Here is a 24069-nt window from a genome sequence, read left to right as displayed (position 1 = left end):
ATGGACTTTGATGTTTTGTATATTGGAAGTGGCCAAGCCACTTGGAATGGGGCCGTTCCCTTGGCGCAAGCGGGGGTAAATGTTGCCGTAGTTGAAGAGGCGCTATTCGGTGGTATTTGTTCAAATTATGGTTGTAATGCGAAAATTGCGTTAGATTATCCCGTGGAATTAACGCGGCAAGTTGAAGCGATGCAAGATCACGGTGTGACTGGCGATATCGAAATTGATTGGGCTGATGCCATGGCGCATAAGCATGAATTAATTGATCCACAATCACAACATAACGAAGATCGGTTAACAAATGCTGGTATCAAAGTTATCAAGGGCCATGCGACCTTTGTTGATCAACATACAATTAGTGTTTCAGGACAAACGATTACTGCGGATAAAATTGTGATTGCGACTGGTCAGCGGCCACATCGACTTGAAATTGAAGGTGCTGAATATGTGCATGATTCAACGGATTTTCTATCAATTCCAGAGATGCCTGAACATGTTACGATTTTTGGTGGTGGCTTTATTGCTTTAGAATTTGCCACAATTGCTAATGCGGCTGGCGCAAAGGTTGATGTTATTACTCGTTCGAATACTTATTTGCGTTCATTTCCTCAAAAGTATGTCAAGCTGGTGGTGGCTGACTTGAAACAACGTGGGGTACGGTTTATTCCGAGTCAAGAAATTACGAGTGTCGAGGCGATTAGCGATTTAGCGGGCTATGACGAATTTGTGGTGTATGGACAAAACGGGTTAGAATTAACCACTGATTATGTCCTTGATGCAACAGGTCGGATTCCAAATCATGATGAATTAAACTTGGCAGCGGTTGGTGTTGCAACGACTGACCGAGGCATTTTGGTCAATGAATATTTGCAAACCAATGTGGATAATATTTATGCGGCTGGAGATGTAGTGGATCATGACTTGCCAAAGATTACGCCTGTAGCTGCGTTTGAGTCACGCTATTTGGCCGCTCGTTTTATGGGGAAGTCAGATGCACCTATTGATTATCCAGCAATTTCAACGGTTGCTTTCACATCGCCACGAATTGCACAGGTCGGCATATCAGTGGCGGAGGCGGCCGAGCACCCAGACTTATATCGAGTTGAAGATGTTGACTATCAAAGTGATTGGTTCCGTCAAGTCGGAAATGAAACCCAAGCCTATTTGACATTAATTTTTAATCAAAACGATGTGTTGGTTGGCGCAGCTGAAATGAGTCATGAGGCGGTGAATAGTATTAATACTTTTGTCCCAATGATTGAAATGCAGTTGAACCGAACCCAGTTACAACGTTTTATTTATCTTTTCCCATCAATTGAATATACTGGTCAACGACGTCTATAAATAAAAAGCATTGATGCTCCGGCATGAGTGTTTTTGTAATATTAATCTCTTCAGTATTGCTTTTTGTGACGTTATCGTAATATAATTGAAACATAGATAAGAGATAGTAATGTAGAAAAGAGGATAGCGCGATGACAAAGAAGTTTGGAATGCTTGTGAGTATGGCAGTTGCAGTATTAGTTGCTGGTGGCAGTGTGGCTGCAATCGGTGCTAATAGTACACAGGAAGTTCAATCAGCCACGTCCGTTCACGTTACTCAAAAAGATAGTAAACAAGAAGCGCGCCAGGTCGCTACGAAGGCAGCACAAAAGGCAGCTAAGCAGGTACTTGCTGAGCAAAATACAGACGCAACACCACAAACTGCGTCAAATAGTCAATCAATGGTTGCACCAAAAGCAACGACTGCTGTGAAGAGTCAGAAGCATGTTGCAACTACAGCAACTCAACCAACAACGACGACGCCAGTTGCCGATCAAACCGTACAAGCAACTACAGCGAATGTTGCAGCTAAGGGAACGACTACCGCACCTGTACGTCAGACTGCATCTCCAGCTACTAATGCACCAAAGCAAACGGTTGATCAATCTCAACAACCAGCCGTTGAGCCTCGAACAGATGCGCAAGGCCAGGCTACTAGCGCCGCAATGGCTTATGCTCGTCAAAACGGGATGGATTTGAGTGGACTACAAGTTGGAACGACGCCTAGCGCTAATGGTGGTTACGACGTTTTAATTCGTAACAAGCGCCTTGCAGAACAAGGTCAAGGCAATGGCGTTCAACAACAATTACATGTTGATGTGAACGGCAAAGTGACATCACAAGTAAAGTAGCTTTAAGCACCCACAACTAATTCAGTTGATTGAAAATCAGAAGATTGCGATTGGAATGGTAGAGCGATCTTATTGGCTATAATTCAAGATGAACACAGGTACAATCATTAAAAATAAAGCAAAAAGCCCTAGTTTATATAAACTGGGGCTTTTTTCTAATATTTTTCAAACCAAGCGTACATTGCTTGAATTCGGTCAATCCGTAGGGATGGGAGACCTGTGCGAGATAGGCCATGCCATGATTGAGGGAAACGTAATAGTTCAATTGGTGTATTTGTCTGTGTTTTAACGGCAGTGTAGTATTCTTCAGCTTGTCCTAAAGGTACGCGGGCATCAAAATCGCCATGTTGGAGCAACGTTGGTGTGGTTACTTGACCGGCATAGGCAATCGGTGATTTTTTCCAGAGATACGGAATGTTTTCAGGAGTGCTGATATCAGAACCAAGTTCATCGCGGACGAAGGGGTACCCAACATCACTTGTACCAGCCATACTAATCCAGTCAATCACGGCACGTTGAGCTACGGCAGCTGAAAAACGATGATCATGACCGATAATCCAAGTTGTCATGAAGCCGCCGTATGAACCACCCGCAAGATATTGGCGGTTCGTATCGATTTGGTCAGAGAAAGTTGTAAGGGCAGTTTCGAAACCAGTTATAATATCACGATAATCCTGTTCTCCATAATGGTTGATGACTGCGTTTTCAAATGCTTGACCATAGGTGGTGGAACCGTGGGGATTAATGTAAACAACGTTATAACCTAACGCTGACCAAACTTGAAATTCCCAGAAGAAGGCTTCTGAGTATGCTGAAGCAGGGCCACCGTGAACATATAGTAAGACGGGTGCGGGTTTTTGGGCGGCATGAGTAGCTGGTAAGAACCAGCCATAGACCGTTGATCCATCCTCTGACTGAAAATGATATGGTCGAGCGGATGTAAAGGTAAGCTCTTGATTGGGGTTAAAGACGACAGTTTCATCATCGCGTTTAATGATTTGAGCTGGCACTGAACTCGTTGTTTCAATTAAGTAATGGTCAGACAACGAAACAATGCTTCGAGTGACATTCGATGTTAGCTGAATGTTTCCGTCTAAATTACCAGTGTAAATCCGATTATATCCGTGATATGAGGCGATAAATTCAAAGGTGTTCTGATCAATCCAGCGAAGACTGTGGGCATCGCGTAAAAATGAAAAGTCTGAACCAAAATCATGAAGGGCGTCAACATCTTCATCAAATAGGACTGAAAGCTCAGCAGTTTGAAAATTATAATCAAAGATACTAGAAATTCGTGCATTTGGATATTGCGCATCATGACCAACCAACAATATGTGTTGGTCATCGGGTGAGAAACGGGCATCAATGATTTGTCCACCAGGTAAGCTTTGATGCAATAAATCGGTTATATCACCATCGTCGATTGATAGTGATAACAAATGATTATTTTCATTCGCCCCAATCGCATCATCTGTCTGCGTGAAAATAATGTGGCGGTTATCTGAAGCGACGTCCAGGAGTTCAATATTTTCATTGGTACGGTAGATGAGTTGATCAGTTCCAGTGGTTAAATCTAATTGATGAATTTCAGTAATCGCATTTTCGTCAATTAAGCCGTATCCATCAGCTTTGTAATAAGTTTGCGTAATGCGACGTGGGTCAGGGCGATTAGATTGTTCATCAATGATAGCTGGCTCGGTCACTAAGGTTGTTAAATATGTCACAACTGGGCTACCAGGATGACCGACAAAGGTGCTTATGCCGTGTTTCAAAGCTGTTTGTTGTGTGTCAGCATAATAAAGTTGACCATCTTTCAAGTAAGCTAAGTCATTAAAGACGGCAGTTGGGTGGGTTGCGTTTTCAGCGACGATGTTGAAGTCACTAAAATCTGTATTAAATTGAATTAATGTGTGATGTGTATCATTTTCAACTTCACGTAGTTGGCTTTGCACGGCGTAAACTGATCCGTTAACCTCAGCTAATTGTGCTAAAGCTTTAAGATTATAAAGTGAATGGATACTTTGCGTTGTATCTGACATAAAGAGCCTCCAATGCTAATGACTGAGTTGTTTCAGTTATTTATCATGAGTATAGCTATTTTTCATAACTTGCAATGAGATGTTTAATAACGGCAATATTTTGGTCATAATCGATTAAACGAATATTTTCATTGGGCGCATGGTCTAGATTATGAGAATATCCGATGCCGAGCGTCGCGATTGGAGCCTGAACCACTTCATGAACATAATACATTGGTCCAGTTCCGGCATCGGACGGTGCAACAATGGGTGCCTCAGGATAGATTTTTTGGGCACTTTGCACCACGCGACCAATCTCAGGATCAGACATATCGCTACGATACCCTGGTTGTCCAAGGGTTTTGGTTAAAACGAGATCATCGAAGCCTTGTTGTTTTAGGTAGGCCTGAATTTGGTTGAATGTTTTATCGGGGTCCATACCGGGAACTAAGCGGGCTTCCAGCTTGGCTTGGGCATGTGCTGGTAATACGGTTTTAACGCCAGTGCCTTGCCAACCAGATGTGATGCCTTCGATACTAAGGGTTGGTTGAAAATAAAGCGTTTCTTTTAAATCAGCTTTGGTTTTATCTGTTAGTAATGGTGCTTTGATTTCGTGTTGTGCTACGAATGCTTCTCGAGTGAACGGGATTGCTGCAGTTAAATCGCGTTCACGTTGATTTGGAGCAATGACGTCATCATAAAAACCAGGTACTTGAATATGACCAGCTTGGTCATATAGAGTCGCCAAAGCTTGTGATAGACGCCAGGCTGCAGAATCGACCACGGCAGCTAAGGAAGAGTGTAAGTCTTTTTGGGCCGTCGTAGCTTCAATGGTGAAAGTCACAATCCCTTTGTTGCCACCCATGATTTCAATGCGACCATCGTTATTTTTTTCACCGGATTCCCAAATGACTAAGTCTGCCTGTAAGGCATCGGCATGTTTAGCCAAATAGCTATCTAGATGTCGAGAAGCAGTTTCTTCGGAGCCTTCAATTAAGAAAATAATATTGACTGGTAAGACCTGTTGATGTTCATCCAAATATTCAGCGACAGCAGTTAGACGGGCGGTGATGTTTCCCTTGTCATCGTTGACGCCTCGGCCAACTAATTTATCATCTGTTTGCGTTAACATCCAAGGGTCACTATCCCAAAGTTCGAAAGGTTCCGCGGGTTGCACATCATAATGGTTATATAGAATCACGGTTTCAGCATCAGGCTGAGAACTGTAAAGTCTTCCAATGACAAGTGGTGCAAAATAGGTATCGTCATATGTGACTGCGGCACCTAATTCGGTGAGCGCTTGAGCGACTTTCTGGGCCGCTTCTGGTAAATGCGCTTCTTTAGCTGATACGCTGGGAATTGCGACGAGGTCTTGGAGTAAGTTTAAATATTTTTCGTGTGGTTCCATCGACAATCCTCCTAAATTTAACAAAAAAGCCACTCCCAAATCCAAACCAAAAGTTTGAATTCAGAAGCAGCTAAAATCATAGTTGCGTTTCCATTCTGAAATTGAAGTCATGTTGCCATACTTCACTTGCTAACCATCGGGTAAAATATTACCGAATGGTGTGCCGAGATAACGGGGGCCAATCCGTTACACGCTCATTATTCGCGTGTACCAATCACAAGTCATTTTCATTAGGTATCTTGGGCTAGTTCACATCAACCACTAGTTTTCTGAGACGCAGATGCTTAATTACTTTCCTGATCACTTTGTTTAATGGGTATAGATAAATCATACAAACATAAATTATAAAAGTCAAATGAGATTATGAGATTTTTCAAATAGAAAGATGCTGTTCTTTCCAAATTTTCCCGCGTTGAATTGCAAATTCTTTCAATGAACCAGCTTGAATTTCAGCTAATATTTGTTGGGAAATGGTAGAAGTTGGGCGATCGAGATTTGCCTGGATGAACTGAATAGCCGATTGTCATTTAGCAGCAAGGTCGGGAGTTGCGATTGCAGATAATGTTTCTAAGCGTGTTAGTAAATCGGTCAGTTCCTGTTGTAAAGGTTGTGTTAGCGGCGTTTCTGGATTTTGGAGCGCAATCGAATCATTTTTGACAACAGACTCTTTAATTTTTGCATTGTCGATGTTTTGTGGATAAAACACTGCATCTAAAATTAATAGCTCTAAAATGGTCAGCATGGTATCGCTGATGCCATCTGTACTGTAAGGGTTCAAATCAAAAAGGCAAAATTCTAGATATTCAACGGCATGGTGGTGTTGTTCATGATAGGTTTCAGTCGCTTTGACACGGACCGGCCCATAATACTCACTCAAATCAAATAGGGTGCCATCATCAATTAGAGTATTTAAGCTAGCAAAAAATTGGTCTAAGGATGAAAAATTTAAGGCGAGCTCTGGATGATTCGCAAAGCCAGCTGAGCTTGAGCGCCACGAACGGACTGGTTCAGTAATGTCAGGCCGTCGAGTTAAAAGCTGATCTGTATCAGGATTTTCGGTGAGGGGACTGGCGCCAAATAAATAGGTAATTAGCCAACGATATGTGGAAACTTGCTTGAGGGTTTGAAAGTAAATAGCATTGCGATTAGGGTAAGCTCGCTTTGCAATGAGTTGGTTCATTAATTGGTTAGAAAGTGAGTAATTGACATGGATACCAGTCATAATATGCTGATAATAACCATATTGTTCAATCAAAAAACGACGATAGTCTTGATACCAGGGACGCTCGAAATGTGTATCCAGGAAAGTTAAATCGCTTTCGGACAAATATGGGGGCATTGAAAGGGGCCAAATAATTTCATCAGCGTTTAGATAGTGTGTGAGTGTATTTTGTAATTGATGCAGTTGCGCGAGTGCATCAGTGGTATTTTGTTGGGGATTGGTGACTAATTCTTCTTGGCTTTCAGAAAAGTCAGTTTGGTAATTTGGCTCAACACGCCGGTCACCGAGTGCAGGGGCATGGGGATGCCGTGATAAACGTGTTTGTGGAATTTGAACACGGTGTTCTTCAATTTCGATGCCGACATGTTCCGAAATCAAATCTGTGGTTAATTGAGTTGGTAAGCTTGTACTTTTGAATGTGTGCATGGCCGATGCCTCCATTGAAATTTATCATGCCAAATAAATCGGAATGAACCTAGCTATATTTCTACACATTATAGATGTCGTACTATGAAAAAGAAAGTGTTTAAAAATTTAAATAACAACCTTCGTTTTTTTAACGTTTTAAAATTATGATTAGGCAGATTAAATGCTAGCCCATTAGTATTGAAGCGTAAAAAAGAACCCCTAACTTTGTTAAATGCTTCAAACAAAGTCAGGGGTTTATTTATGCATGTCGCTTTTTACCGCGTTGGATAAAGAAGACGATGGCCATGACACTTAAGAAGACTAAGCCGACCGTCAATGATAAGCGGGTTTCGGGGTTAAAAAACATAAAGATTAAAGTAATCAATAAGAAAAGCAAAGTAATGTAGTTTGAATAGGGAGACCATGGCATTTTGAATGGATGATTTTTGATTAATTCAGGATGCGCTTTTCGGAAACGCATTTGGCTGACCAAAATAACGAACCATGGAATCATTCCTGGCAAAGTACTCGAACTATAAACAATCACGAAGGCATTCCCCGCATTTTTAAAGAAGAGTGGGGCAATTGCGTTAATGACGATGCCAAGGAAAATCCCAAATGAGATTGCAAACACGGCGTAAGCAGGCACACCATGTCGATTTAATTTGGTATAAAACTTTGGTAATTCATGCGCTTCGGCTAAGTTATAAGTCATGCGACTAGCGCTATAGATACCAGAGTTGGTCCCAGAAAGGGCCGCCGTCAAAACAACGAAATTAATAATTGTTGCCGCACCAGTAATGCCTATTTTTGCAAAAGTTTGAACAAATGGTGATCCGACTGAACTAAGTTGGTCCCAAGGGTAGATACATAAGATCACAAAAATTGCACCAACATAGAAAATTAAAATCCGATAAACAGTTGAATGAATGGCTTTAACGAGTGTGTTTTGAGGGTCTTGGGCTTCACCAGCAGTAACACCAATTAATTCAATACCTTGATATGATGTTAATACTAAGGCTAGGGCGAAAATAAAGCCAGTTACGCCACCAGTAAAGAAACCATGCGACCATAGATTTGAAAAACCAACAGGATGCCATTGGTTGCCCACTCCTAATAGAATGACTCCTAGGCCGAGAATAATGAATAGAATAATGGTGACAACTTTAATTAAAGCGAACCAAAATTCTAGTTCTCCAAACATCTTAACCGAGGCGATATTAGCTAAGCAAAGGCAAGTAACAGCGATTAAGCCAGGTAACCAACCTGGTAAGTGTGGCCACCAATATTGCATATAGCCACCAACGGCAATCATTTCGCTAATTCCGACCACGATATATTGGAAAATATTGCTCCAAGCGGTTAGATAGCCCCAGACTGGATGAATGTATTCAGCTGCATATTTGGCGAATGAACCACTTGTTGGATCAACATACAACATTTCACCAAGGGCTCGCATAATCAGGTATAAGAAGCCACCAGCAATGATATAGGCAATTAGGACGGATGGCCCCGTCCATTTGATTGTTGAAGAAGCTCCCATGAATAGGCCGACACCAATGGTACCGCCTAATGCAATCATTTGAACTTGTCGTGATGTTAGATTTCTTTCCATATGAATCTACTAGCTCCCTTGAATTTGCAATTTATAAATTTAAGCTTATGGATACCGCGGTAGTCGGCATGCAAAAAAGAAATAACGGTCTGTGTTTGCGTCCTAGCTTAGGAAACAAATCAGACCGTTTTTATGACGTTATCACCAAGTTGGTTAAATGCTACGATTATGCTCGTCAACCCAACCAGGAATCTTGAATAGGTCATATAGGACCCAGAAGAAAGTAAATAGCGTACCAGCACCAGCTGTCAAGACGGCAATTAATAGCATCGCAACTGCTGACTTGGTTTTACCAAGATAAAAGCGGTGGGCACCAAAGTAACCAAGTAAGATAGCCAAGATATAAGCTACAGCTTTACTTTTTTCAGTTTGTGGCTTGGGGTTTGAATTAGTTTGACTCATAAGAAACTCCTCCGGGTTTTTCGGTGAATTAGAATTGCACCTATACAATATCTATTGAATAGTAATTTTATCTAAGAAAGAGGTGAGTCGTCAATCATTTTGTTTTAATTTATCCGTGAACTTCTTTTGTCTGTCGTTGTAGGGGGCGGGCTATAAGTCGTATAGAAAATGTGGTATAACTATAGGGTGAAGTTTAAATTAATTGGAGAGAAGACTAAATGATTACATTAAAATCTGAACGTGAAATTAAGGGCATGGCAAAGTCAGGTAAACTATTGGCTGATATGCATATTGCTCTCCGCGGTTATTTGAAGGCAGGTCTTTCAACGATGGATGTTGAGAACTTCTGTCGTAAGTTTATTGAGGACCGAGGTGGCCGTCCAGCCGAACTTGGGTTTGAAGGTTATAAATATGCAACTTGTGTGGCGGTTAACAATGAAGTTGCACACGCCGTCCCAAGTAAGAAGCGTATTTTAAAGAATGGCGACTTGGTTAAAGTTGATACGGTAATTGACTTAGATGGATATTACTCTGATTCGGCTTGGGCCTATGCCATTGGTGAAGTTTCACCAGAAGTCCAAAATTTGATGGATGTAACATTGAAAGCTTTGTACTTGGGAATTGACCAAGCTCTGGTTGGTAACCGAATTGGTGACATTGGAAATGCCATTCAAAGTTATATTGATACAACTGGTTATGGGAATGTCCGTGACTATATTGGCCATGGTATTCAACCAACGATGCATGAAGATCCTGCTGTGCCACACTATGGCGTTGCCGGACACGGTACCCGTTTGAAGGAAGGGATGACTTTAACGATTGAACCAATGATTAATATGGGTAGTTGGGAAGTTAAGCCACCACGCGAGGATGATGGATGGACTGTCGAAACAGCTGATGGTTCATGGTCTTGTCAATATGAGCATACTTTAGTTGTCACCAAGGATGGTCCTAAGATTTTGACCAGTCAAGATCCTGAATTTGATGCAAAGTACTTATTGCCTAGTGACTAGGCTTTAATTTACTGGGGTGAGGAGGTTATGATGATTGAACGTGTAGAAGAAGATCAACAAGGCACCTACATTCGTTTGCCAAAAGAAGTGCAAGCAAAGAAGGATGATCAGTACGATGTTGTGAAAGGTGTTGCTGACACTGTCATTCTTCATCCCGTGCCTAAAGCTAATTTAGCTAACAACGTCCTCTTAGAAGAGTTGTTTAAAAATTGGCAAGGTATCTATGAGCCTGAATTTGATGAATGGGTAGAGGATGAGGAATCGAAATGGTAGAACGACATTATCCACGCCAAGGACAAATCATCTATATTAATTTTTCACCTTCAGCGGGGCATGAGATCATTAAGCGTCGGCCAGCAGTGGTCATCAGTAATAATATTATTATGGAAACCTCACATTTTGGCCTGGGTAGTACCAATCTCACACGGCCGTTATGATGGCCAAGAGTATCCGTTGCATGTTGCTTTAGATGATCGCACTAAAATTGATGGCACAATTTACACTGAACAATTGAAAGCCTTTGATTTTCAAGCGCGAGATTGGCAATTAGTTGAAGAATTACCACAGGATATTTTAGATGAATTGTTGCATAAAGTAACATTAGCAGTCAGTCATTGAAGCATGTAAAGACGAGAAAGAGGTGCCGAATGTCAGATTTTTTAATTGGTAGTTCAGTTCAGGTTTTAGAAACTGGTAAGGAACAAACCCCGGCTTTAGTTATGGGACATGATGCGCAAGCAGACACTTATCAAGTACGCTTTGAAGGTGGCGAAACGCAAACAGTTCCAGCTAGTCAACTTAAAAACTGGTGTACTTGTGAGATTTAAGTAAATTCGAGCAATACTGGTAGGAAGAAATAAACCCATTAGTTGAAGTGGTTCAACTAATGGGTTTTCTTATGCAAAAAAAGATGTAACAGTTCTTTAGTTATAGCTTGTCGATTTGTTTTGCGAAATTTAGCCCAATCGGGTGTAAAAAGTGTATTAGAACAGGCTAGCACATGTGAAATCTATGGATTTTGGATTGATTTTCAGGTATGGTGCGTCCAGCAGAAGTTTTGAAAAAGGTTTATACTGAAACTATTAATAAGTAAAGGATGGTATACAGATGACAGATAGAGTGCATGGTTCATGTACGACGGTTCTAGTAGGTAAGAAGGCGTCTTTAGATGGATCAACAATTATTTCACGTAATGATGACGGGCATGAAGCGCTGGATCCTCAAAGATTCACCGTTGTTACTCCAGATGAGCAACCACGTCACTATGACTCTGTTTTGAGTCATGTGTCCATTGATTTACCGGATAATCCAATGCGTTACACGTCAATGCCTAATGCGGTTTTGACGGATGGCATTTGGCCCGCCGCAGGAATTAATGCTGAAAACGTGGCGATGTCGGCAACGGAAACGATTACTACAAATCCACGGGTGCAAGCTTTGGATCCGTTTATTGATAACGGCATTGGTGAAGAAGATATTGTCACGTTGGTGTTACCTTATATTCACTCTGCTAAAGAAGGTGTACAACGTTTAGGGATGTTGCTTGAAGCATATGGGACATATGAACCAAATGGGATTGCCTTTGCTGACCAAGATGAAGTGTGGTGGTTAGAGACAATCGGTGGACATCATTGGGCAGCAGTGCGTATACCCGATGATGCCTATGTGGTTGCAGCAAATCGGATGAGCATTGATACTTTTGATTTTGATGGGGATGATACTTTGTCATCAGCCGATTTGAAAAAATTTATCGATGATAATCAATTAAATCCAGATTTTGATGTTTATAATTTACGCCATATCTTTGGCTCGGCCTCAATTAAAGATACGGTTTATAATAATCCACGCGTTTGGTACGGTCAAAAATACTTAACACCGGGAGTCGAACATGAACCGCAGGAACAAGATTTACCATTTATTGCGTATGCTGATCGCAAAATTTCAATTGAGGATGTCAAATTTGTCTTGAGTGCGCACTATGAAAATACACCATATGACCCGTATGGTAATGGGAGCGCAAGTGATCGTAAATTATTCCGACCAATGGGTCTAAATCGAAACCATAATGTGCATATTTTGCAAATACGCAATAATGTTCCTGCTGCAATTGCAGGGGTGCATTGGCTTGCTTTTGGTGCAAATACTTTTAATGCAGTGGTGCCATTTTATGCAAATGTGAATGATACGCCGGCTTCATATCGAGATGCCAGTGCAACATTTGATCTTAATAATATGTACTGGTTGAGTTGTACAACGGCGTTGCTAGGTGATACCAATTATGATTTGTATGTTGATTTAAGGAATAGTTTCGAGCTAGAGGCAATGACGGCCTATCGACAAGTTCAACATACAGCTGATGCAGCAGTCATTGCTGGTGAACCGGTTGATGATGTCTTAGCGGAAGCGAACCAAAAGCTTGCTGATGAGTCTGTTACTCGTCAAACGAAATTATTAGGTGAGATGGTTAACTTGGGATCAGCCAATATGACTTTACGTTATAATCTAAACGATTAAAATGAATGAAGATAAACACCGTAGGGGTAAGGACTTTACTTTCTCTTACGGTGTTTTTTTGTCAAATTTATAATGATAGATTTTTATTGAAGTACACCATGGCTTTTTAGGGTGGACATTTGAATACTCCCTCATAAAAAATACCCCTGCAGTTAAACAATTTTGTCCAACTGAGGGGCTTTTTTTATGTTAGAAATTAATTAACAGCTTTATAAATCAATGAAGCAAATTTTTGCTGATGATTATTAAAGTAAAGTGGGTACGGAGCTAAACGGTAATTCTGGGTCTTGATAATATCCAAATTTTCATTTTCAGCGGAACTATTTGTGACACGAATTTCATAACTACCGGCTGGCAACAATCCTTTATAAACATGTGAGTTTGTATTAGGCTGAGACGTCAGCTGATAGGTCATATGCGTTTGAGTATTAATCAAAATTGTTTTTGAATTACTGAGTAGTGAGAAGTAACGCACCGGTGCTTTAAAGTCGACCCTTTGTGTGACAACATCGTGATGATTAATGGGAGTAGTTTGTTTGCTACCATATTGCTTTGATAGTTGACTACGTTGGGCCGCAATAATTTGTGGTTGACCACTTGTTAGTTTAAGACCGTATGCACCTAGTAGTAGCGTTACTAAACCAACTACAGGCATGAAACTTTGATACTTCGTTTTAAGAGGTACGGTCACTTGTTTGGCTGGTGCAGGGAGTGCAGCTAAGGCAAACATCACTAATGGTAGGACGATTTGACCATAACGAGGTTCAGTTTCCCAAACAAGACTGTGGAATCCCATATAACCTAAGATGGTGACAATTGAAAGTAATGTCACGACTTGCGCTTGATTATCATAACGTGAGCGCCAATGCCACAGACGAGTCACCAGCGAAGCGAACAATAGAATTGTGGCGACTTGGTAAATTAAACTAACTAATCGTGAATAGAAGTTACCGTGACGAGCGATCCAGCCTGGCTTTTGAATTAAACCACCATTGTAAAAATCCTGTGGATTTTCAGCGTTTAATAGGATTGCTAGCTTAATCGTCCACTGTTGAATTAAGCCAAATGGTCCAAGTTCATGCACGCGATCTTTGACTAATTGAGTTTCAAAATCTTGGCGGGTGTCTTTATCTGGCAGACCAATTTCATAAGCGATGTCGTCACCATTATAGACACCACGGGTCTCCTTGTTTAGGCCCATTGCGATCCAGGAAACGGTTGGTAGTTCGTATTTTTCGTTATTTTCAAAATGAGTTGCATTAAAAATAACTTGTTTAGCCGGTACGCTTAGCCCAAACCCAACTAAGATTAAAAGTGTTGGGACGATAATCTTAAGCTTATTGAAATTATGATGATAAAACACAAGCGCAAAAACAATCACGAAAGCTGGAATTAAGACAATTAGATTGGGCTTTAAGAGTTGACCCAAGCAAACCACTAGCGTTAGGACAATCCCTGATCCAATGCGTTGGTTCGTTGAAAAATGAGGCCAACGATAAAGCACATTGAAAATAATCAAGAGAACTAACAACGAAGGTAAGTCAGAATAGAAGACTTGTAAGAAATAGGTATAAGCGAAAGGTGAAGCCACCATGAAGGCCAAGCCACCAAATAACACATTGCGATTATGATGGCTGACGTCATACATTGTTTTCAACATTAACACGATGAACGTATCTAAGGTAATGAAAGATAAGATATGTAGCGCAGTGTTGGTTGTTAAACCAAATGACTGCGTGAATTTCAACCACAGCGTCATCAAGTAAGCAATTGAAACGTTATTAGGGTAACGCCAAAAATAATTTGATGTCCAACCCGATACATGGTGACTTAGTGCATCAGCTTGGGTTAGAACACGATAAGGATCATGATAAATTGTCACTGGCAAGAACCACAATATTAAAATTTGTAAGACCACCATGATGACTAAGGCGCCAATGACACTACCTTTAACTTGTCTAGGCGTGAGACGGGCGATGAATGGTTTAATGCCCTTTAGCGTAAACCAGCCAACAGTTGCCACAAATAATACAATGAGGCTTTGTAAAAAGTTGGGATTCATTGGATTAATGATATTTCCAATAATTCCGATTACTAAAGCAAATGCAAGTAAACGTGCCAACAATGAGTGTTTTGGTATTTGCATATTCAGGACCTTTCAAAGATTTATTTTATTTTTTAAACATACTTTTTCATGGTATCAATTTTAAGAGCAGAATGTAAGGTAATAATGATAAGAATTTAATGAAAAACATACTTATAAAAAGGGGGCGGGGGCTAATAAAAGCATATTCGTTAATTACAAATAGACTATTATCAGTTATAATGCAATCAAGTTAAACGTTCAAAAAAATAAGCCAAGGGAGAATTTCGATGGCATTTATGAGTTTACGGGATATTCAAAAATCTTATTATTTAGGTGATGAAGTCTTTCCCGTCTTGAAAGGAATTGATTTAGATTTCGAATTAGGTGAGTTTGTATCAATTCTAGGTGAGTCTGGTGGCGGTAAGTCGACTTTAATGAATATTATTGGTGGTTTAGATCGTAATTTTGAAGGAACTGTCACGGTAAATGGCAATGTTTTGGATCATCACCAAGAAAAAGCCTTGGATGCTTATCGGCGCGGTACGGTTGGGTATATTTATCAATCATACAATCTGGTTAGCCACTTATCTGTTCTAGACAATGTGATGGTTTCCTTAGACATGACCGATTTAACGCGTGATGAACGAGAGAGCCGTGCTAAACAATTATTGGATGATGTTGGTTTAGGTGATCAAATTAACAAATTGCCTAGTCAATTATCTGGTGGACAAAAGCAACGTGTCGCGATTGCGCGTGCGTTAGCTAAGAATCCAAAGGTTATTATTGCTGATGAACCCACGGGAGCTTTGGATTCACAGAATACCAATGAAGTATTGGAAATTTTGAACCAAATTGCGGCACAGGGGAAACTTGTGATTGCGGTGACCCATTCGCAAATTGTGGCAGACGCTGGAACCCGGATTGTCCATCTAGCAGATGGTAAGATTGATGATGATCAACCATTACGAACAAAATATCCGTTACCAACAAAACAAGCGCAAATTGGTTCGAAAAAGTTGAGTCGTTGGGCAAGCTATGGCAATGCTTTTAAGCATTTCAAACATAATTTTTGGCGTAATTCGCTCATTATTTTGGGGACCGCGATTGGATTGTTCGCAGTACTATTATTTGGTGGCCTGGGGAATGGGGTTAAAGCCTATATTAATGACCAGGTTAATTCGTTAGTTAATCCACGTTCCGTGAATGTCTTACGTTATAGTGATGATGGCGATCAAAGTGCGCAATATACTGATCCGCAATATATTTCAGCAGCTCAGCTTCAGGAATTAAAGCACATCAAAAATGCTGGAACAATTGAGCCAGGGATTCAATTAGCTGGTGTTAAGGCGAATGGAGTTACTAGAAAACAGATTCGTTTATCACAAGTGCAAACTTGGTCAAGTAGTATCAAAAAGGACAGTTTAAAAGCTGGGCACAAGCCGGGAAACAACGAGATTGTAGTTGATAAAAAGACGGTGGCTCAGAAATATAATGCCAAAGATTGGCGCGCAATTATTGGTAAGAAAATCACCTTGTATTATGCGGGTGCCAACAAAAAGGGCATGCCCGTTCCAGTCAAAACGACTGTGAAAGTATCTGGTGTCATCGACATGGGTAGTACTGGTGCAACAAATGTGATGAATTATAAGACTCTTCAAAATGGCTTGAAGCAGGCTGGTGCTATTTCAGATGCTAATTTTGTATCGATGATGGTGAAAAATCGTAATGATGTCAATCAAGTTCAAAAGGACGTTGAAGCAATTCGCACGCCAGATGGTAAAAAGGCCTTTACTGCCATGACGGCAGGATCAATGTTGAGTCAAATCAATACATTTGTCGATTTAGCAACGAATGTGTTGTCCATTATTGCAGCAATTTCATTAGTGGTTTCCGCCTTGATGATTATTGTAACGATGTATATGTCAGTTTCAGAGCGAACCAAGGAAATTGGCATTTTACGGGCCCTAGGTGAATCAAAACAAGATATTCGCCGACTTTTTACTAGCGAATCATTAATGATTGGTTTGTCAGCGGCTCTCTTATCGATTGTGTTGGGTTATAGTTTGGGAGCGGTCTTCAATGCTGGCCTTTACAAAATTGCCAAATTTAATATGGTTCAAATCCACTGGGAAAATATCGTCTTGGTGATTGTGCTCGCCATTTTGATTTCATTTTTCGCAGCGTTATTACCAGCGCGTCGGGCTTCAAAGTTAAATCCAATTGATGCGTTGTCAGCCGATTAATGTTATCTCAAAAAGTAAATAGTTGCTCTTGTTTAGTAAGTTATGTTAAGCTTCTAAATAATCAAAACAAGTGAGGTATGTGTCCGTTGAAGAATTAAGCTAATGTTGAAATGAAGTTTTCCCTGTAGTTAACGGGGAGAGTCTGCAATTTTCAAGATTAGTGATTCTTCGAGGGGGGCGTATAATGGCCTCAATAACGAAGACACCAGTCTATTTAATTGTAGACTGGTGTCTTTTTTTGGAGGTTTTATATGTCGAAAATAACAATAAAAAATATGACCTTTGCTTATGCTGGAAACGAACCCTTATTTGAAGATGTGAATTTAAACCTTGATACAAGTTGGCAACTAGGTTTGGTCGGTAGAAATGGTCGGGGTAAGACGACACTGTTGAATATCATTCAAGGGAAATTGAAACCAGCAGGTGAAGTGGATGTTCCGGTGGCAATTAATTATTTTCCACAAGATGTTCATGATGAACAAATGTTGGTAGATTATGTCATTGATGATTTATGTCCGATTGGTGGAGAACGTTGGCAGGTAGACCGTGAGATGTCATTACTGGGGTTACCAGATGATATTTTGTATCGTCCTTTTGCGACATTATCGGGTGGTGAGCAAACGAAGGTGCTATTAGCACTTTGCTTTGCGGATTCTAATGGCTATGTGTTATTGGATGAGCCAACAAATCATTTGGATCAAGCCACGCGAAAGCAAGTTGAGGGTTATCTTAAACAAAAAGCAGGCTATCTTGTGGTTAGTCACGATCGACAGTTTTTAAATGCAGTCACTAACCATATTATGGCAATTGAAAAAACAAATTTAGTCTTATATGGTGGCAATTTTGCTGTGTATGAACAGGAGAAAGCCGCGCGGGATCAGTATGAACTTGAAAAGCATGAGCATTTGCAAAAAGATATTCAGGTCTTAAAGCGGACGGCGCGTCAAAAAGCTGATTGGTCAAGACAACGTGAAGCAAGCATTAATGGTAATCCACGAGAACAAGGTAGTGGTAATCATGGTGACCGTGGCTTTGAAACAGCGCGTGCGGCCCGGATGATGAAAAAATCTAAACAAATTGAACGACGACGTGATCAAGAAATCACGGAGAAGCAAAGCTTGTTGCATGATCTTGAACGCCAAGAGCCTTTAATGATGAATGTACAGTCCACGCATCAAAAAGAACTTGTACAAGTAAAGGACTTAACTTTAAATTATGGAGCAGGCAATTTGTTTGCACCAATCTCATTCCAAATTAAACCTGGTGAAGTCGTTGCGCTTACTGGTGAAAATGGGTTAGGAAAGTCTTCACTGTTAAAAGCGGTCTTAGGACAATTCACCGGCCAGATTACGGGAGATGTTGTATGCCAAGCTCACCAAATTAGTACCATGCGTCAAGAACCAAACGATTTAAATGGTAGTCTCACTGAATTTTGTGAGTTAAATCGCTTAGATCAAGCACTATTTTTAAATGTCCTTCATAAGTTAGGGGTTGATCGAAAGAATTTTGCAACAAGAATTGAAGCAATGAGTCAAGGGGAGCGAAAGCGTGTTGAATTGGCTCGAGCTTTGGTAACGCCGGCCGAATTATATATTTGGGATGAACCATTGAATTATCTTGATGTGTTTAATCAAGGACAGTTGGAACAGGTTATTTTAAAGATGCAACCAACGATGTTAATCGTTGAACACGATCAGACCTTTATTGAAAATATTAAGGCCAAAAAAATTAATTTGCAAAAGAACTAAAAAAAAGCAGACAATCTAAATTGTCTGCTTTTTAATTATTTCATTTCTTGTTCAGCTAAATCAGCAAGCTTTTTTTCCCACTTTTCATATTCTTTATATTCGTTAGGGTCAACGCGACGGGCATCGCTAGCATATGCCTTGTTATCAGAATAGGCATCTTCCAAATCAATAATGTCATTGTTTTTGTTTTGAACGACGTGCTTGAAAAGCACGTTTTCCATGTTTTTATCACCGCGATCAAAGATTTTCTCCATCTTGTCGACTTCGGTATCGATAATGTGATCAGTTTCTTGGTCAGACATATTAATATCTGAGGCTTTTTCAATTTCAGGCTTACTCTTTTCCATTTGAGCCTTAGCTTCCTTAGCGGTATCATTATAGACTTCGGCATATGAATTATATGAAGTTTTCAAATCTGAATTTTCATAAAGTTCTTTACGCTTGGTGTCTTCAATTTTTGTTAACACTGCATTGGGCGTTGTATGGTAAACAAATTGTGTTGCAATTGGCACGACAAGTCCAAAAATGGCTAATAGTAACGTGATTTTTGAGAGGCGCTCTGGATTTTTTAAATTCAAGCAAAGTACAATAATAGCAAAAATCAGACTTAGGGCACCAAGAATGCTACCAGCAATATTGGCGTAAGGGAAAAGTCCTAAGATGATACTAATGACTGCTAAAACAGCAGTAGTGATGGCAAAGCCTTTAGCTTTGGTATGATTTGGGGCGGGGGTTGTTTGATCTTGAGACATATCAAGGTTCTCCGGGCGCTTTTAACGTGAATCGCTTACACGTATTGGTTTTAACACAAAGCAAAATTATACAAAACATTAATATGATATACAATAAAAAAAACTGCCAATTTGGCAGTTTTTTTATTTATGCTTGTTTCTTACGCCGATTTGAAATGAGAGAAGCAATAATTGCGATACCTAAGGCAAGCACAATAAAGCCAAGGGAAGCAGCGTTTGAAATTTCAAAATGCCAACCAACTGTTTTAGCAATTTCGTTGATAATCATTTTTAGGCCAATGAAAGCTAAGATACTAGCAAGTCCATATTTGATATATTTAAACATGGGTAAAATGATTGATAATGCAGCATAGAATGAACGAAGGCCCATTAATGCAAAGATGTTTGACGTGATCACGACAAATGTATTTTGTGTGACCGCCAAAGAAGCAGGAATTGAATCAAAGGCAAAAATGATGTCTGATAATTCAATAAAGATCAAGGCAACCATGAATTGTGTCACATACCACTTGCCATGATCCTTAATGAAAAACTTAGGCCCTTCATCTGTGGTTTCAATGGGTAAAATCTTGTTTAAAAATTGCATCAAACGACTGTCGTCTAAGTTGTCATTTTGATTACTTTTTTCAAAAAACATTTTAATACCAGCATAAAGTAGGAAAGCACCTAGAACATACATTAGCCATTGGAATCGACTTAGAATGGCCGCGCCTCCAAGAATGAAGAGGACTCGCAAAATAATTGCGCTGAAGACTCCCCAGAAGAGGACACGATGTTGATATTTTTGATCAATATGGAAATAAGTAAAGACCAAGATGAAAACAAATAAATTATCTAAACTAAGTGATAGTTCAAGCGTATACGTAGTGAGGTAATCAATTGTTGGTGTTTTTCCACCTAAATGGAAAATGACGAATGAGAATAAAAGCGCCAAAACAATCCAAAAACCACTGGTAATTAATGAACCTTTGATGGTAGGAGTTTTATCCTCACGGTTAAAGACTTTTAAGTCTAAAAATAACATGATTGCTACAAAGACGAAGAAGCCAACCCAATAAAGGGGAGATATTTGCATAATATTAAATCACTTTCTAAAAGAATAGGTATATTATACCCCAAATTAAAGGTAATGCGCGCGAATTTATGCGCACTTCAATAAGTGAATAATTATTTAATGTGTGTTTCGACAAATTTTTGCTTTTGTTCGGTATAATAAAGATAGTAAAAATGGGAGGTGCTTTTACATGGAATCGCAAGTTACACAAACGGCTTTACCAGATGGGTGGTCTTTAGAAATAACTAGTCGTGAAGCAGTCAAAGTTGACGTTGGGCAATTAAATCAAGAACACACTTATCAAGTGAATATTTATTTAGTTAAAGCGGATGAACTACCCGTTGTGACAATCCAATTAAATATCTTGCCAGATATGATTGAGTTTTTGGATATCGATTCTGTTCAACGGTTAAAGCGCTTGGCCATTGGTAAGAATGAAAAAATTGAATTAACACTCGCTTAGGTGCATACTCAATGGAATGGACACATCAAAATAATGTATCGATGATGTTGAACGAAAAGGAGTCACTGAAATGAAAATATTAGTTGTTGGTGGAAATGGTACGCTGGGTAAGGCAGTTGTTGAAAAATTAAAGGATTTAGGGCATGAGGTGTTGGTTGCTGGACGGCATGAGGCCGACGTATATGTTGACCTAACTTTACCCGAAAGTATTGAACAAATGTATGCAACAGTTGAAAACATTGACCATGTTATTTCGACAGCGGGTCAAACAACGGCAAAGCCTCTGGTTGAAATGAAACCAACAGATAATCAATTGTCGATTGACAGTAAATTATTAGGACAAATTAACTTAGTATTGTTGGGTCAGCATATCATTAATGATGGCGGTGGTTTCACATTGACAACCGGCGTAAAGAAAGATGATCCAATTGTTGGTGGTGCTTCGGCTGCGATGGCAAATGGTGGAATAACAGCCTTTGTGAAGACAGCAGCTATTGAACTGCCACGGGGTCTACGGATTAATTCGGTTAGTCCAAATATTGTTGAAGAAAGTTTTGAGCAACAAAAAGATACGTTTATGGGTTTCACACCTGTGCCTATTTCTAAAGTTGCGAATGCGTTTGTTAAAAGTGTTGTCGGACAGCAAACCGGGCAAGAATATAAAATTTATCAATAAACAATCATAAAAAAAGACGCCAGGTTAACCCTCGCGTCTTTTTTTATGATTGTTTATTGACCATTGTCCTTACGGAATTGGTTCAACTGTTGATCAGTGTAGTGTGACCAAGCTGGAATTTGACGAATAGCACTGTTTGAATAGCCTTGAGTCAAAGCATCATCTAGCTTATAGCGTTGAGGATTTTGACTTGCTTGCTCGTGAATACTTGAAACTTGTTGGTCAGTTGACATGTTTGAAACGTCACTGCCTTGAGTTTGTTGGTTAGTAGCAGCTGATTGAGCTTGTTGATCACTCGTTGCTTGAGTTTGTTGAGCTTGATCGTTGTTGCTAGTAGCTTGATTGTTTGAATTACTGTCAGTTGTCGTAGCTGAATTTGCTTGATCACTTGATGATTGAGCGACTTCAGAACTGCTTGTTTGAGTTGTGTCACTATCAGAACTTGCATCCTTTTGAGTTGTTGATGCATTTGCTGATTTATTATTTGCAACCGCTTGCTTCTTAGATTCGGCACGTGATGATGACTTGACTGATGCTGAGTGTGATGATTCACTACTTGCAACTTGGGCTTGGTGTTGATTATTTGCTTCAACAACACCATAAGTACCCGCACCACCGATTGTTAACAATGCAGCAGCTGCGATAAGACCTTTACGCATAATTTAATTTCTCCTCATCTCGATATTCTGTTTTTCATTATAGCATTAAAATCATTTCTTTGCCTTAAAAAAAGCGAGCCTAAATATCTAAAAATTTTAAGTTCTTAAATTTTAATTGGGCTTGAATGGTGTGCCAGGAAAGCTTAAAATGAGTAAAACATTTAACCAATTGCCATATACAAACGTTAGAATTGTCATGAAATGTATTTTTTCTCACTTTTAAACAAGTTCAATAATTTTATTTTCTTATTTTTGTCATTTTTTTGAAATAATGTTGGATAAAAATAGAAGTTGTATGCTATAATGTGACCAATTGGTAACGAGATAGTTACTAATGTATGAATGTGGTTGATTCAATCATTCAAGAGCTTGAATTCTTGGGAATATCTTTTGTAGCTATAGCTGAACTATTCCTTTCGGATGTAAAGGTTGTTACGCGGACAATTTGTGCTTTACAAAAGTAAAACACAAAGGTGTATTTTTGATTAAGCTGATGCTAATGTCTAGTGGGGTATAAATTAATCAAAAATTCATTTTTTAGTCATTTTTGTAGCGATTTTTATTGTTTGCTTAAAAAATTGGTGATTAAACCATTATTTGGGTTCAAATTGTTGGCGATTGTTTCAATGAGATTCGCAGCCAATCGAAATTTCTATTCTAAAGGAGTGTACGGATATGTATACAGATTTGCAAGGTAAGACTGCTGTCGTTACTGGTGGTACGACTGGTTTAGGTATGTCAATTGTAGAACGTTACCTCGAAGAAGGCATGAACGTTGTCGCTGACTATGTTGGTGAATTGAAGATGACTGACGACTTGAAGGCGCTTCAAGACAAGTATGGTAAGAAGCTTGTTTTGGCACAAGCTGATGTCTCAAACGAAGACGATGTTGACTCTCTTGCTAAGGCAGCAACTGATAACTTCGGTTCAATTGATGTTTGGGTAAACAATGCTGGAATTGAAAAGCCATTTGCAACTGCTGACATGCCATATGACGAATGGCAAAAGGTTATTGATGTTAACTTGGGTGGTGTTTTCTTGGGAACACGTGCTGCTTTGCGCGACTTCCAAAAGAACTCAACTAAGGGAAGCATTATCAATATGTCATCTGTTCACCAACAAATTCCTTGGCCAACATTTGCACATTATGCAGCTTCAAAGGGTGGAACTAAGATGTTCACTGAAACTGTAGCGCTTGAATATGCAGAACAAGGTATCCGTGTCAACGATATTTGTCCTGGTGCCATTGATACACCAATCAATGCTAAGAAGTTTGCTGATCCAAAGCAAAAGGCTAAGACAGAAAGCATGGTCCCAATGAAGGAAATTGGTAAGCCTTCATACGTTGCTGATGCTGCTGCATTCCTTGCTTCAGAACAAGCCCACTACGTAACAGGTACTTCACTATTTGTTGATGGTGGTATGGCCTTGTACCCAGCCTTCGAGGGTGGTGCTGGTTAATCAAAATTTGATTTAAAAAAAGCGATTGTCTATATAGGCAATCGCTTTTTTAATATAGTAACTATAAAAAGATTAATGAATTCAGAATAAGTTCTATAAAAGTAATTAAATTAATGTTATCATAACTTTAGGCAGTTTTTTTAAGACGTATAA

Annotated in this window: 22 protein-coding genes; 13 read left to right on the top strand and 9 right to left on the bottom strand. The window is 39.7% G+C overall.

What is annotated here, in order from left to right:
• Together JOC36_RS02730 and JOC36_RS02725 are read left to right on the top strand one after the other, a co-directional pair.
• Entirely contained in the window at positions 1–1344 is a 1344-nt protein-coding gene (locus JOC36_RS02730; protein WP_205144977.1) for a dihydrolipoyl dehydrogenase family protein, read from the top strand.
• A 131-nt stretch (positions 1345–1475) separates the two neighbouring features.
• Positions 1476–2174 carry a hypothetical protein gene (locus tag JOC36_RS02725; protein ID WP_205144976.1) on the top strand — a complete coding sequence of 233 codons (699 nt, stop codon included), beginning with the start codon at positions 1476–1478 and terminating at the stop codon, positions 2172–2174.
• A 155-nt stretch (positions 2175–2329) separates the two neighbouring features.
• Here the strand turns inward: JOC36_RS02725 and JOC36_RS02720 are convergent, their stop codons facing one another.
• From JOC36_RS02720 to JOC36_RS02700, 5 genes are all read right to left on the bottom strand, one after another.
• Positions 2330–4213, bottom strand: coding sequence for an alpha/beta hydrolase family protein (locus JOC36_RS02720; RefSeq protein ID WP_205144975.1), 1884 nt, complete (start codon positions 4211–4213; stop codon positions 2330–2332).
• 55 nt (positions 4214–4268) lie between these two features.
• The gene (locus tag JOC36_RS02715; protein ID WP_205144974.1) at positions 4269–5600 is read right to left on the bottom strand and encodes a M20/M25/M40 family metallo-hydrolase; all 1332 of its coding nucleotides are present in this window, start codon (positions 5598–5600) and stop codon (positions 4269–4271) included.
• A gap of 523 nt (positions 5601–6123) precedes the next feature.
• Entirely contained in the window at positions 6124–7248 is a 1125-nt protein-coding gene (locus JOC36_RS02710) for a glutamate--cysteine ligase (protein ID WP_205144973.1), read from the bottom strand.
• Between the two features lie 241 nt (positions 7249–7489).
• Positions 7490–8845 (bottom strand): amino acid permease, encoded by a 1356-nt coding sequence (locus JOC36_RS02705; protein WP_205144972.1) that lies wholly within the window; start codon positions 8843–8845, stop codon positions 7490–7492.
• A 153-nt stretch (positions 8846–8998) separates the two neighbouring features.
• Positions 8999–9247 (bottom strand): TM2 domain-containing protein, encoded by a 249-nt coding sequence (locus tag JOC36_RS02700; RefSeq protein ID WP_205144971.1) that lies wholly within the window; start codon positions 9245–9247, stop codon positions 8999–9001.
• 218 nt (positions 9248–9465) lie between these two features.
• Here JOC36_RS02700 and map point away from each other — a divergent pair, with 218 nt between their 5' ends.
• From map to JOC36_RS02675, 6 genes are all read left to right on the top strand, one after another.
• Positions 9466–10260 carry a type I methionyl aminopeptidase gene (gene map, locus JOC36_RS02695; protein ID WP_205144970.1) on the top strand — a complete coding sequence of 265 codons (795 nt, stop codon included), beginning with the start codon at positions 9466–9468 and terminating at the stop codon, positions 10258–10260.
• Positions 10261–10290: 30 nt separating this feature from the next.
• Positions 10291–10533, top strand: coding sequence for a hypothetical protein (locus JOC36_RS02690; RefSeq protein ID WP_205144969.1), 243 nt, complete (start codon positions 10291–10293; stop codon positions 10531–10533).
• Positions 10527–10697 (top strand): type II toxin-antitoxin system PemK/MazF family toxin, encoded by a 171-nt coding sequence (locus JOC36_RS08830; protein WP_338061828.1) that lies wholly within the window; start codon positions 10527–10529, stop codon positions 10695–10697. The genes JOC36_RS02690 and JOC36_RS08830 overlap by 7 nt, the downstream gene beginning before the upstream one ends.
• Entirely contained in the window at positions 10660–10878 is a 219-nt protein-coding gene (locus tag JOC36_RS08825) for a type II toxin-antitoxin system PemK/MazF family toxin (protein WP_338061827.1), read from the top strand. Before JOC36_RS08830 ends, JOC36_RS08825 begins: the two co-directional genes overlap by 38 nt.
• Before the next feature lie 29 nt (positions 10879–10907).
• Positions 10908–11087: a hypothetical protein gene (locus JOC36_RS02680; RefSeq protein ID WP_205144968.1), complete on the top strand. Its 180-nt coding sequence runs from the start codon at positions 10908–10910 to the stop codon at positions 11085–11087.
• A gap of 280 nt (positions 11088–11367) precedes the next feature.
• Positions 11368–12774, top strand: a complete 1407-nt coding sequence (locus tag JOC36_RS02675; protein ID WP_205144967.1) for a C69 family dipeptidase — start codon at positions 11368–11370, stop codon at positions 12772–12774.
• A 196-nt stretch (positions 12775–12970) separates the two neighbouring features.
• On the opposite strand, the gene JOC36_RS02670 is transcribed toward JOC36_RS02675, so the two are convergent.
• On the bottom strand, positions 12971–14920 hold the full coding sequence (locus JOC36_RS02670) for a hypothetical protein (protein WP_205144966.1): 1950 nt from the start codon (positions 14918–14920) through the stop codon (positions 12971–12973).
• Positions 14921–15147: 227 nt separating this feature from the next.
• Here JOC36_RS02670 and JOC36_RS02665 point away from each other — a divergent pair, with 227 nt between their 5' ends.
• On the top strand, positions 15148–17103 hold the full coding sequence (locus JOC36_RS02665) for an ABC transporter ATP-binding protein/permease (RefSeq protein WP_205144965.1): 1956 nt from the start codon (positions 15148–15150) through the stop codon (positions 17101–17103).
• A gap of 251 nt (positions 17104–17354) precedes the next feature.
• Positions 17355–18851 carry a ribosomal protection-like ABC-F family protein gene (abc-f, locus tag JOC36_RS02660; protein WP_205144964.1) on the top strand — a complete coding sequence of 499 codons (1497 nt, stop codon included), beginning with the start codon at positions 17355–17357 and terminating at the stop codon, positions 18849–18851.
• 35 nt (positions 18852–18886) lie between these two features.
• Here abc-f and JOC36_RS02655 read toward each other — a convergent pair whose 3' ends face one another.
• Together JOC36_RS02655 and JOC36_RS02650 are read right to left on the bottom strand one after the other, a co-directional pair.
• Entirely contained in the window at positions 18887–19603 is a 717-nt protein-coding gene (locus JOC36_RS02655; RefSeq protein ID WP_205144963.1) for a hypothetical protein, read from the bottom strand.
• 127 nt (positions 19604–19730) lie between these two features.
• Entirely contained in the window at positions 19731–20678 is a 948-nt protein-coding gene (locus tag JOC36_RS02650; protein WP_205144962.1) for a TerC/Alx family metal homeostasis membrane protein, read from the bottom strand.
• A 169-nt stretch (positions 20679–20847) separates the two neighbouring features.
• Between JOC36_RS02650 and JOC36_RS02645 the strand changes: the two genes are divergently transcribed.
• Positions 20848–21120, top strand: coding sequence for a hypothetical protein (locus JOC36_RS02645; RefSeq protein WP_205144961.1), 273 nt, complete (start codon positions 20848–20850; stop codon positions 21118–21120).
• A 70-nt stretch (positions 21121–21190) separates the two neighbouring features.
• On the top strand, positions 21191–21796 hold the full coding sequence (locus JOC36_RS02640) for a short chain dehydrogenase (protein ID WP_205144960.1): 606 nt from the start codon (positions 21191–21193) through the stop codon (positions 21794–21796).
• A gap of 53 nt (positions 21797–21849) precedes the next feature.
• Here the strand turns inward: JOC36_RS02640 and JOC36_RS02635 are convergent, their stop codons facing one another.
• Complete coding sequence (locus JOC36_RS02635) at positions 21850–22455, bottom strand: hypothetical protein (protein ID WP_205144959.1); 606 nt, start codon at positions 22453–22455, stop codon at positions 21850–21852.
• A 675-nt stretch (positions 22456–23130) separates the two neighbouring features.
• On the opposite strand from JOC36_RS02635, the gene JOC36_RS02630 reads away from it, so the two are divergent.
• Positions 23131–23916, top strand: a complete 786-nt coding sequence (locus tag JOC36_RS02630; RefSeq protein WP_205144958.1) for a glucose 1-dehydrogenase — start codon at positions 23131–23133, stop codon at positions 23914–23916.
• Positions 23917–24069 lie beyond the last annotated feature (153 nt).

It is taken from the genome of Weissella uvarum, assembly GCF_016908785.1.
Taxonomy (GTDB): Bacteria; Bacillota; Bacilli; order Lactobacillales; family Lactobacillaceae; genus Weissella; species Weissella uvarum.
The sequence above is the reverse complement of the archived record's forward strand: the minus strand, read 5'-3'. Positions and strand labels throughout refer to the sequence as shown.

What these genes read in the sequence shown, in the direction of transcription:
- JOC36_RS02730 (WP_205144977.1), top strand. Translation starts at nt 1, where the DNA reads ATGGACTTTGATGTTTTGTATATTGGAAGTGGCCAAGCCACTTGGAAT.
- JOC36_RS02725 (WP_205144976.1), top strand. Translation starts at nt 1,476, where the DNA reads ATGACAAAGAAGTTTGGAATGCTTGTGAGTATGGCAGTTGCAGTATTA.
- JOC36_RS02720 (WP_205144975.1), bottom strand. Translation starts at nt 4,213, where the DNA reads ATGTCAGATACAACGCAAAGTATCCATTCACTTTATAATCTTAAAGCT.
- JOC36_RS02715 (WP_205144974.1), bottom strand. Translation starts at nt 5,600, where the DNA reads ATGGAACCACACGAAAAATATTTAAACTTACTCCAAGACCTCGTCGCA.
- JOC36_RS02710 (WP_205144973.1), bottom strand. Translation starts at nt 7,248, where the DNA reads ATGCACACATTCAAAAGTACAAGCTTACCAACTCAATTAACCACAGAT.
- JOC36_RS02705 (WP_205144972.1), bottom strand. Translation starts at nt 8,845, where the DNA reads ATGGAAAGAAATCTAACATCACGACAAGTTCAAATGATTGCATTAGGC.
- JOC36_RS02700 (WP_205144971.1), bottom strand. Translation starts at nt 9,247, where the DNA reads ATGAGTCAAACTAATTCAAACCCCAAGCCACAAACTGAAAAAAGTAAA.
- map (WP_205144970.1), top strand. Translation starts at nt 9,466, where the DNA reads ATGATTACATTAAAATCTGAACGTGAAATTAAGGGCATGGCAAAGTCA.
- JOC36_RS02690 (WP_205144969.1), top strand. Translation starts at nt 10,291, where the DNA reads ATGATTGAACGTGTAGAAGAAGATCAACAAGGCACCTACATTCGTTTG.
- JOC36_RS08830 (WP_338061828.1), top strand. Translation starts at nt 10,527, where the DNA reads ATGGTAGAACGACATTATCCACGCCAAGGACAAATCATCTATATTAAT.
- JOC36_RS02680 (WP_205144968.1), top strand. Translation starts at nt 10,908, where the DNA reads ATGTCAGATTTTTTAATTGGTAGTTCAGTTCAGGTTTTAGAAACTGGT.
- JOC36_RS02675 (WP_205144967.1), top strand. Translation starts at nt 11,368, where the DNA reads ATGACAGATAGAGTGCATGGTTCATGTACGACGGTTCTAGTAGGTAAG.
- JOC36_RS02670 (WP_205144966.1), bottom strand. Translation starts at nt 14,920, where the DNA reads ATGCAAATACCAAAACACTCATTGTTGGCACGTTTACTTGCATTTGCT.
- JOC36_RS02665 (WP_205144965.1), top strand. Translation starts at nt 15,148, where the DNA reads ATGGCATTTATGAGTTTACGGGATATTCAAAAATCTTATTATTTAGGT.
- abc-f (WP_205144964.1), top strand. Translation starts at nt 17,355, where the DNA reads ATGTCGAAAATAACAATAAAAAATATGACCTTTGCTTATGCTGGAAAC.
- JOC36_RS02655 (WP_205144963.1), bottom strand. Translation starts at nt 19,603, where the DNA reads ATGTCTCAAGATCAAACAACCCCCGCCCCAAATCATACCAAAGCTAAA.
- JOC36_RS02650 (WP_205144962.1), bottom strand. Translation starts at nt 20,678, where the DNA reads ATGCAAATATCTCCCCTTTATTGGGTTGGCTTCTTCGTCTTTGTAGCA.
- JOC36_RS02645 (WP_205144961.1), top strand. Translation starts at nt 20,848, where the DNA reads ATGGAATCGCAAGTTACACAAACGGCTTTACCAGATGGGTGGTCTTTA.
- JOC36_RS02640 (WP_205144960.1), top strand. Translation starts at nt 21,191, where the DNA reads ATGAAAATATTAGTTGTTGGTGGAAATGGTACGCTGGGTAAGGCAGTT.
- JOC36_RS02635 (WP_205144959.1), bottom strand. Translation starts at nt 22,455, where the DNA reads ATGCGTAAAGGTCTTATCGCAGCTGCTGCATTGTTAACAATCGGTGGT.
- JOC36_RS02630 (WP_205144958.1), top strand. Translation starts at nt 23,131, where the DNA reads ATGTATACAGATTTGCAAGGTAAGACTGCTGTCGTTACTGGTGGTACG.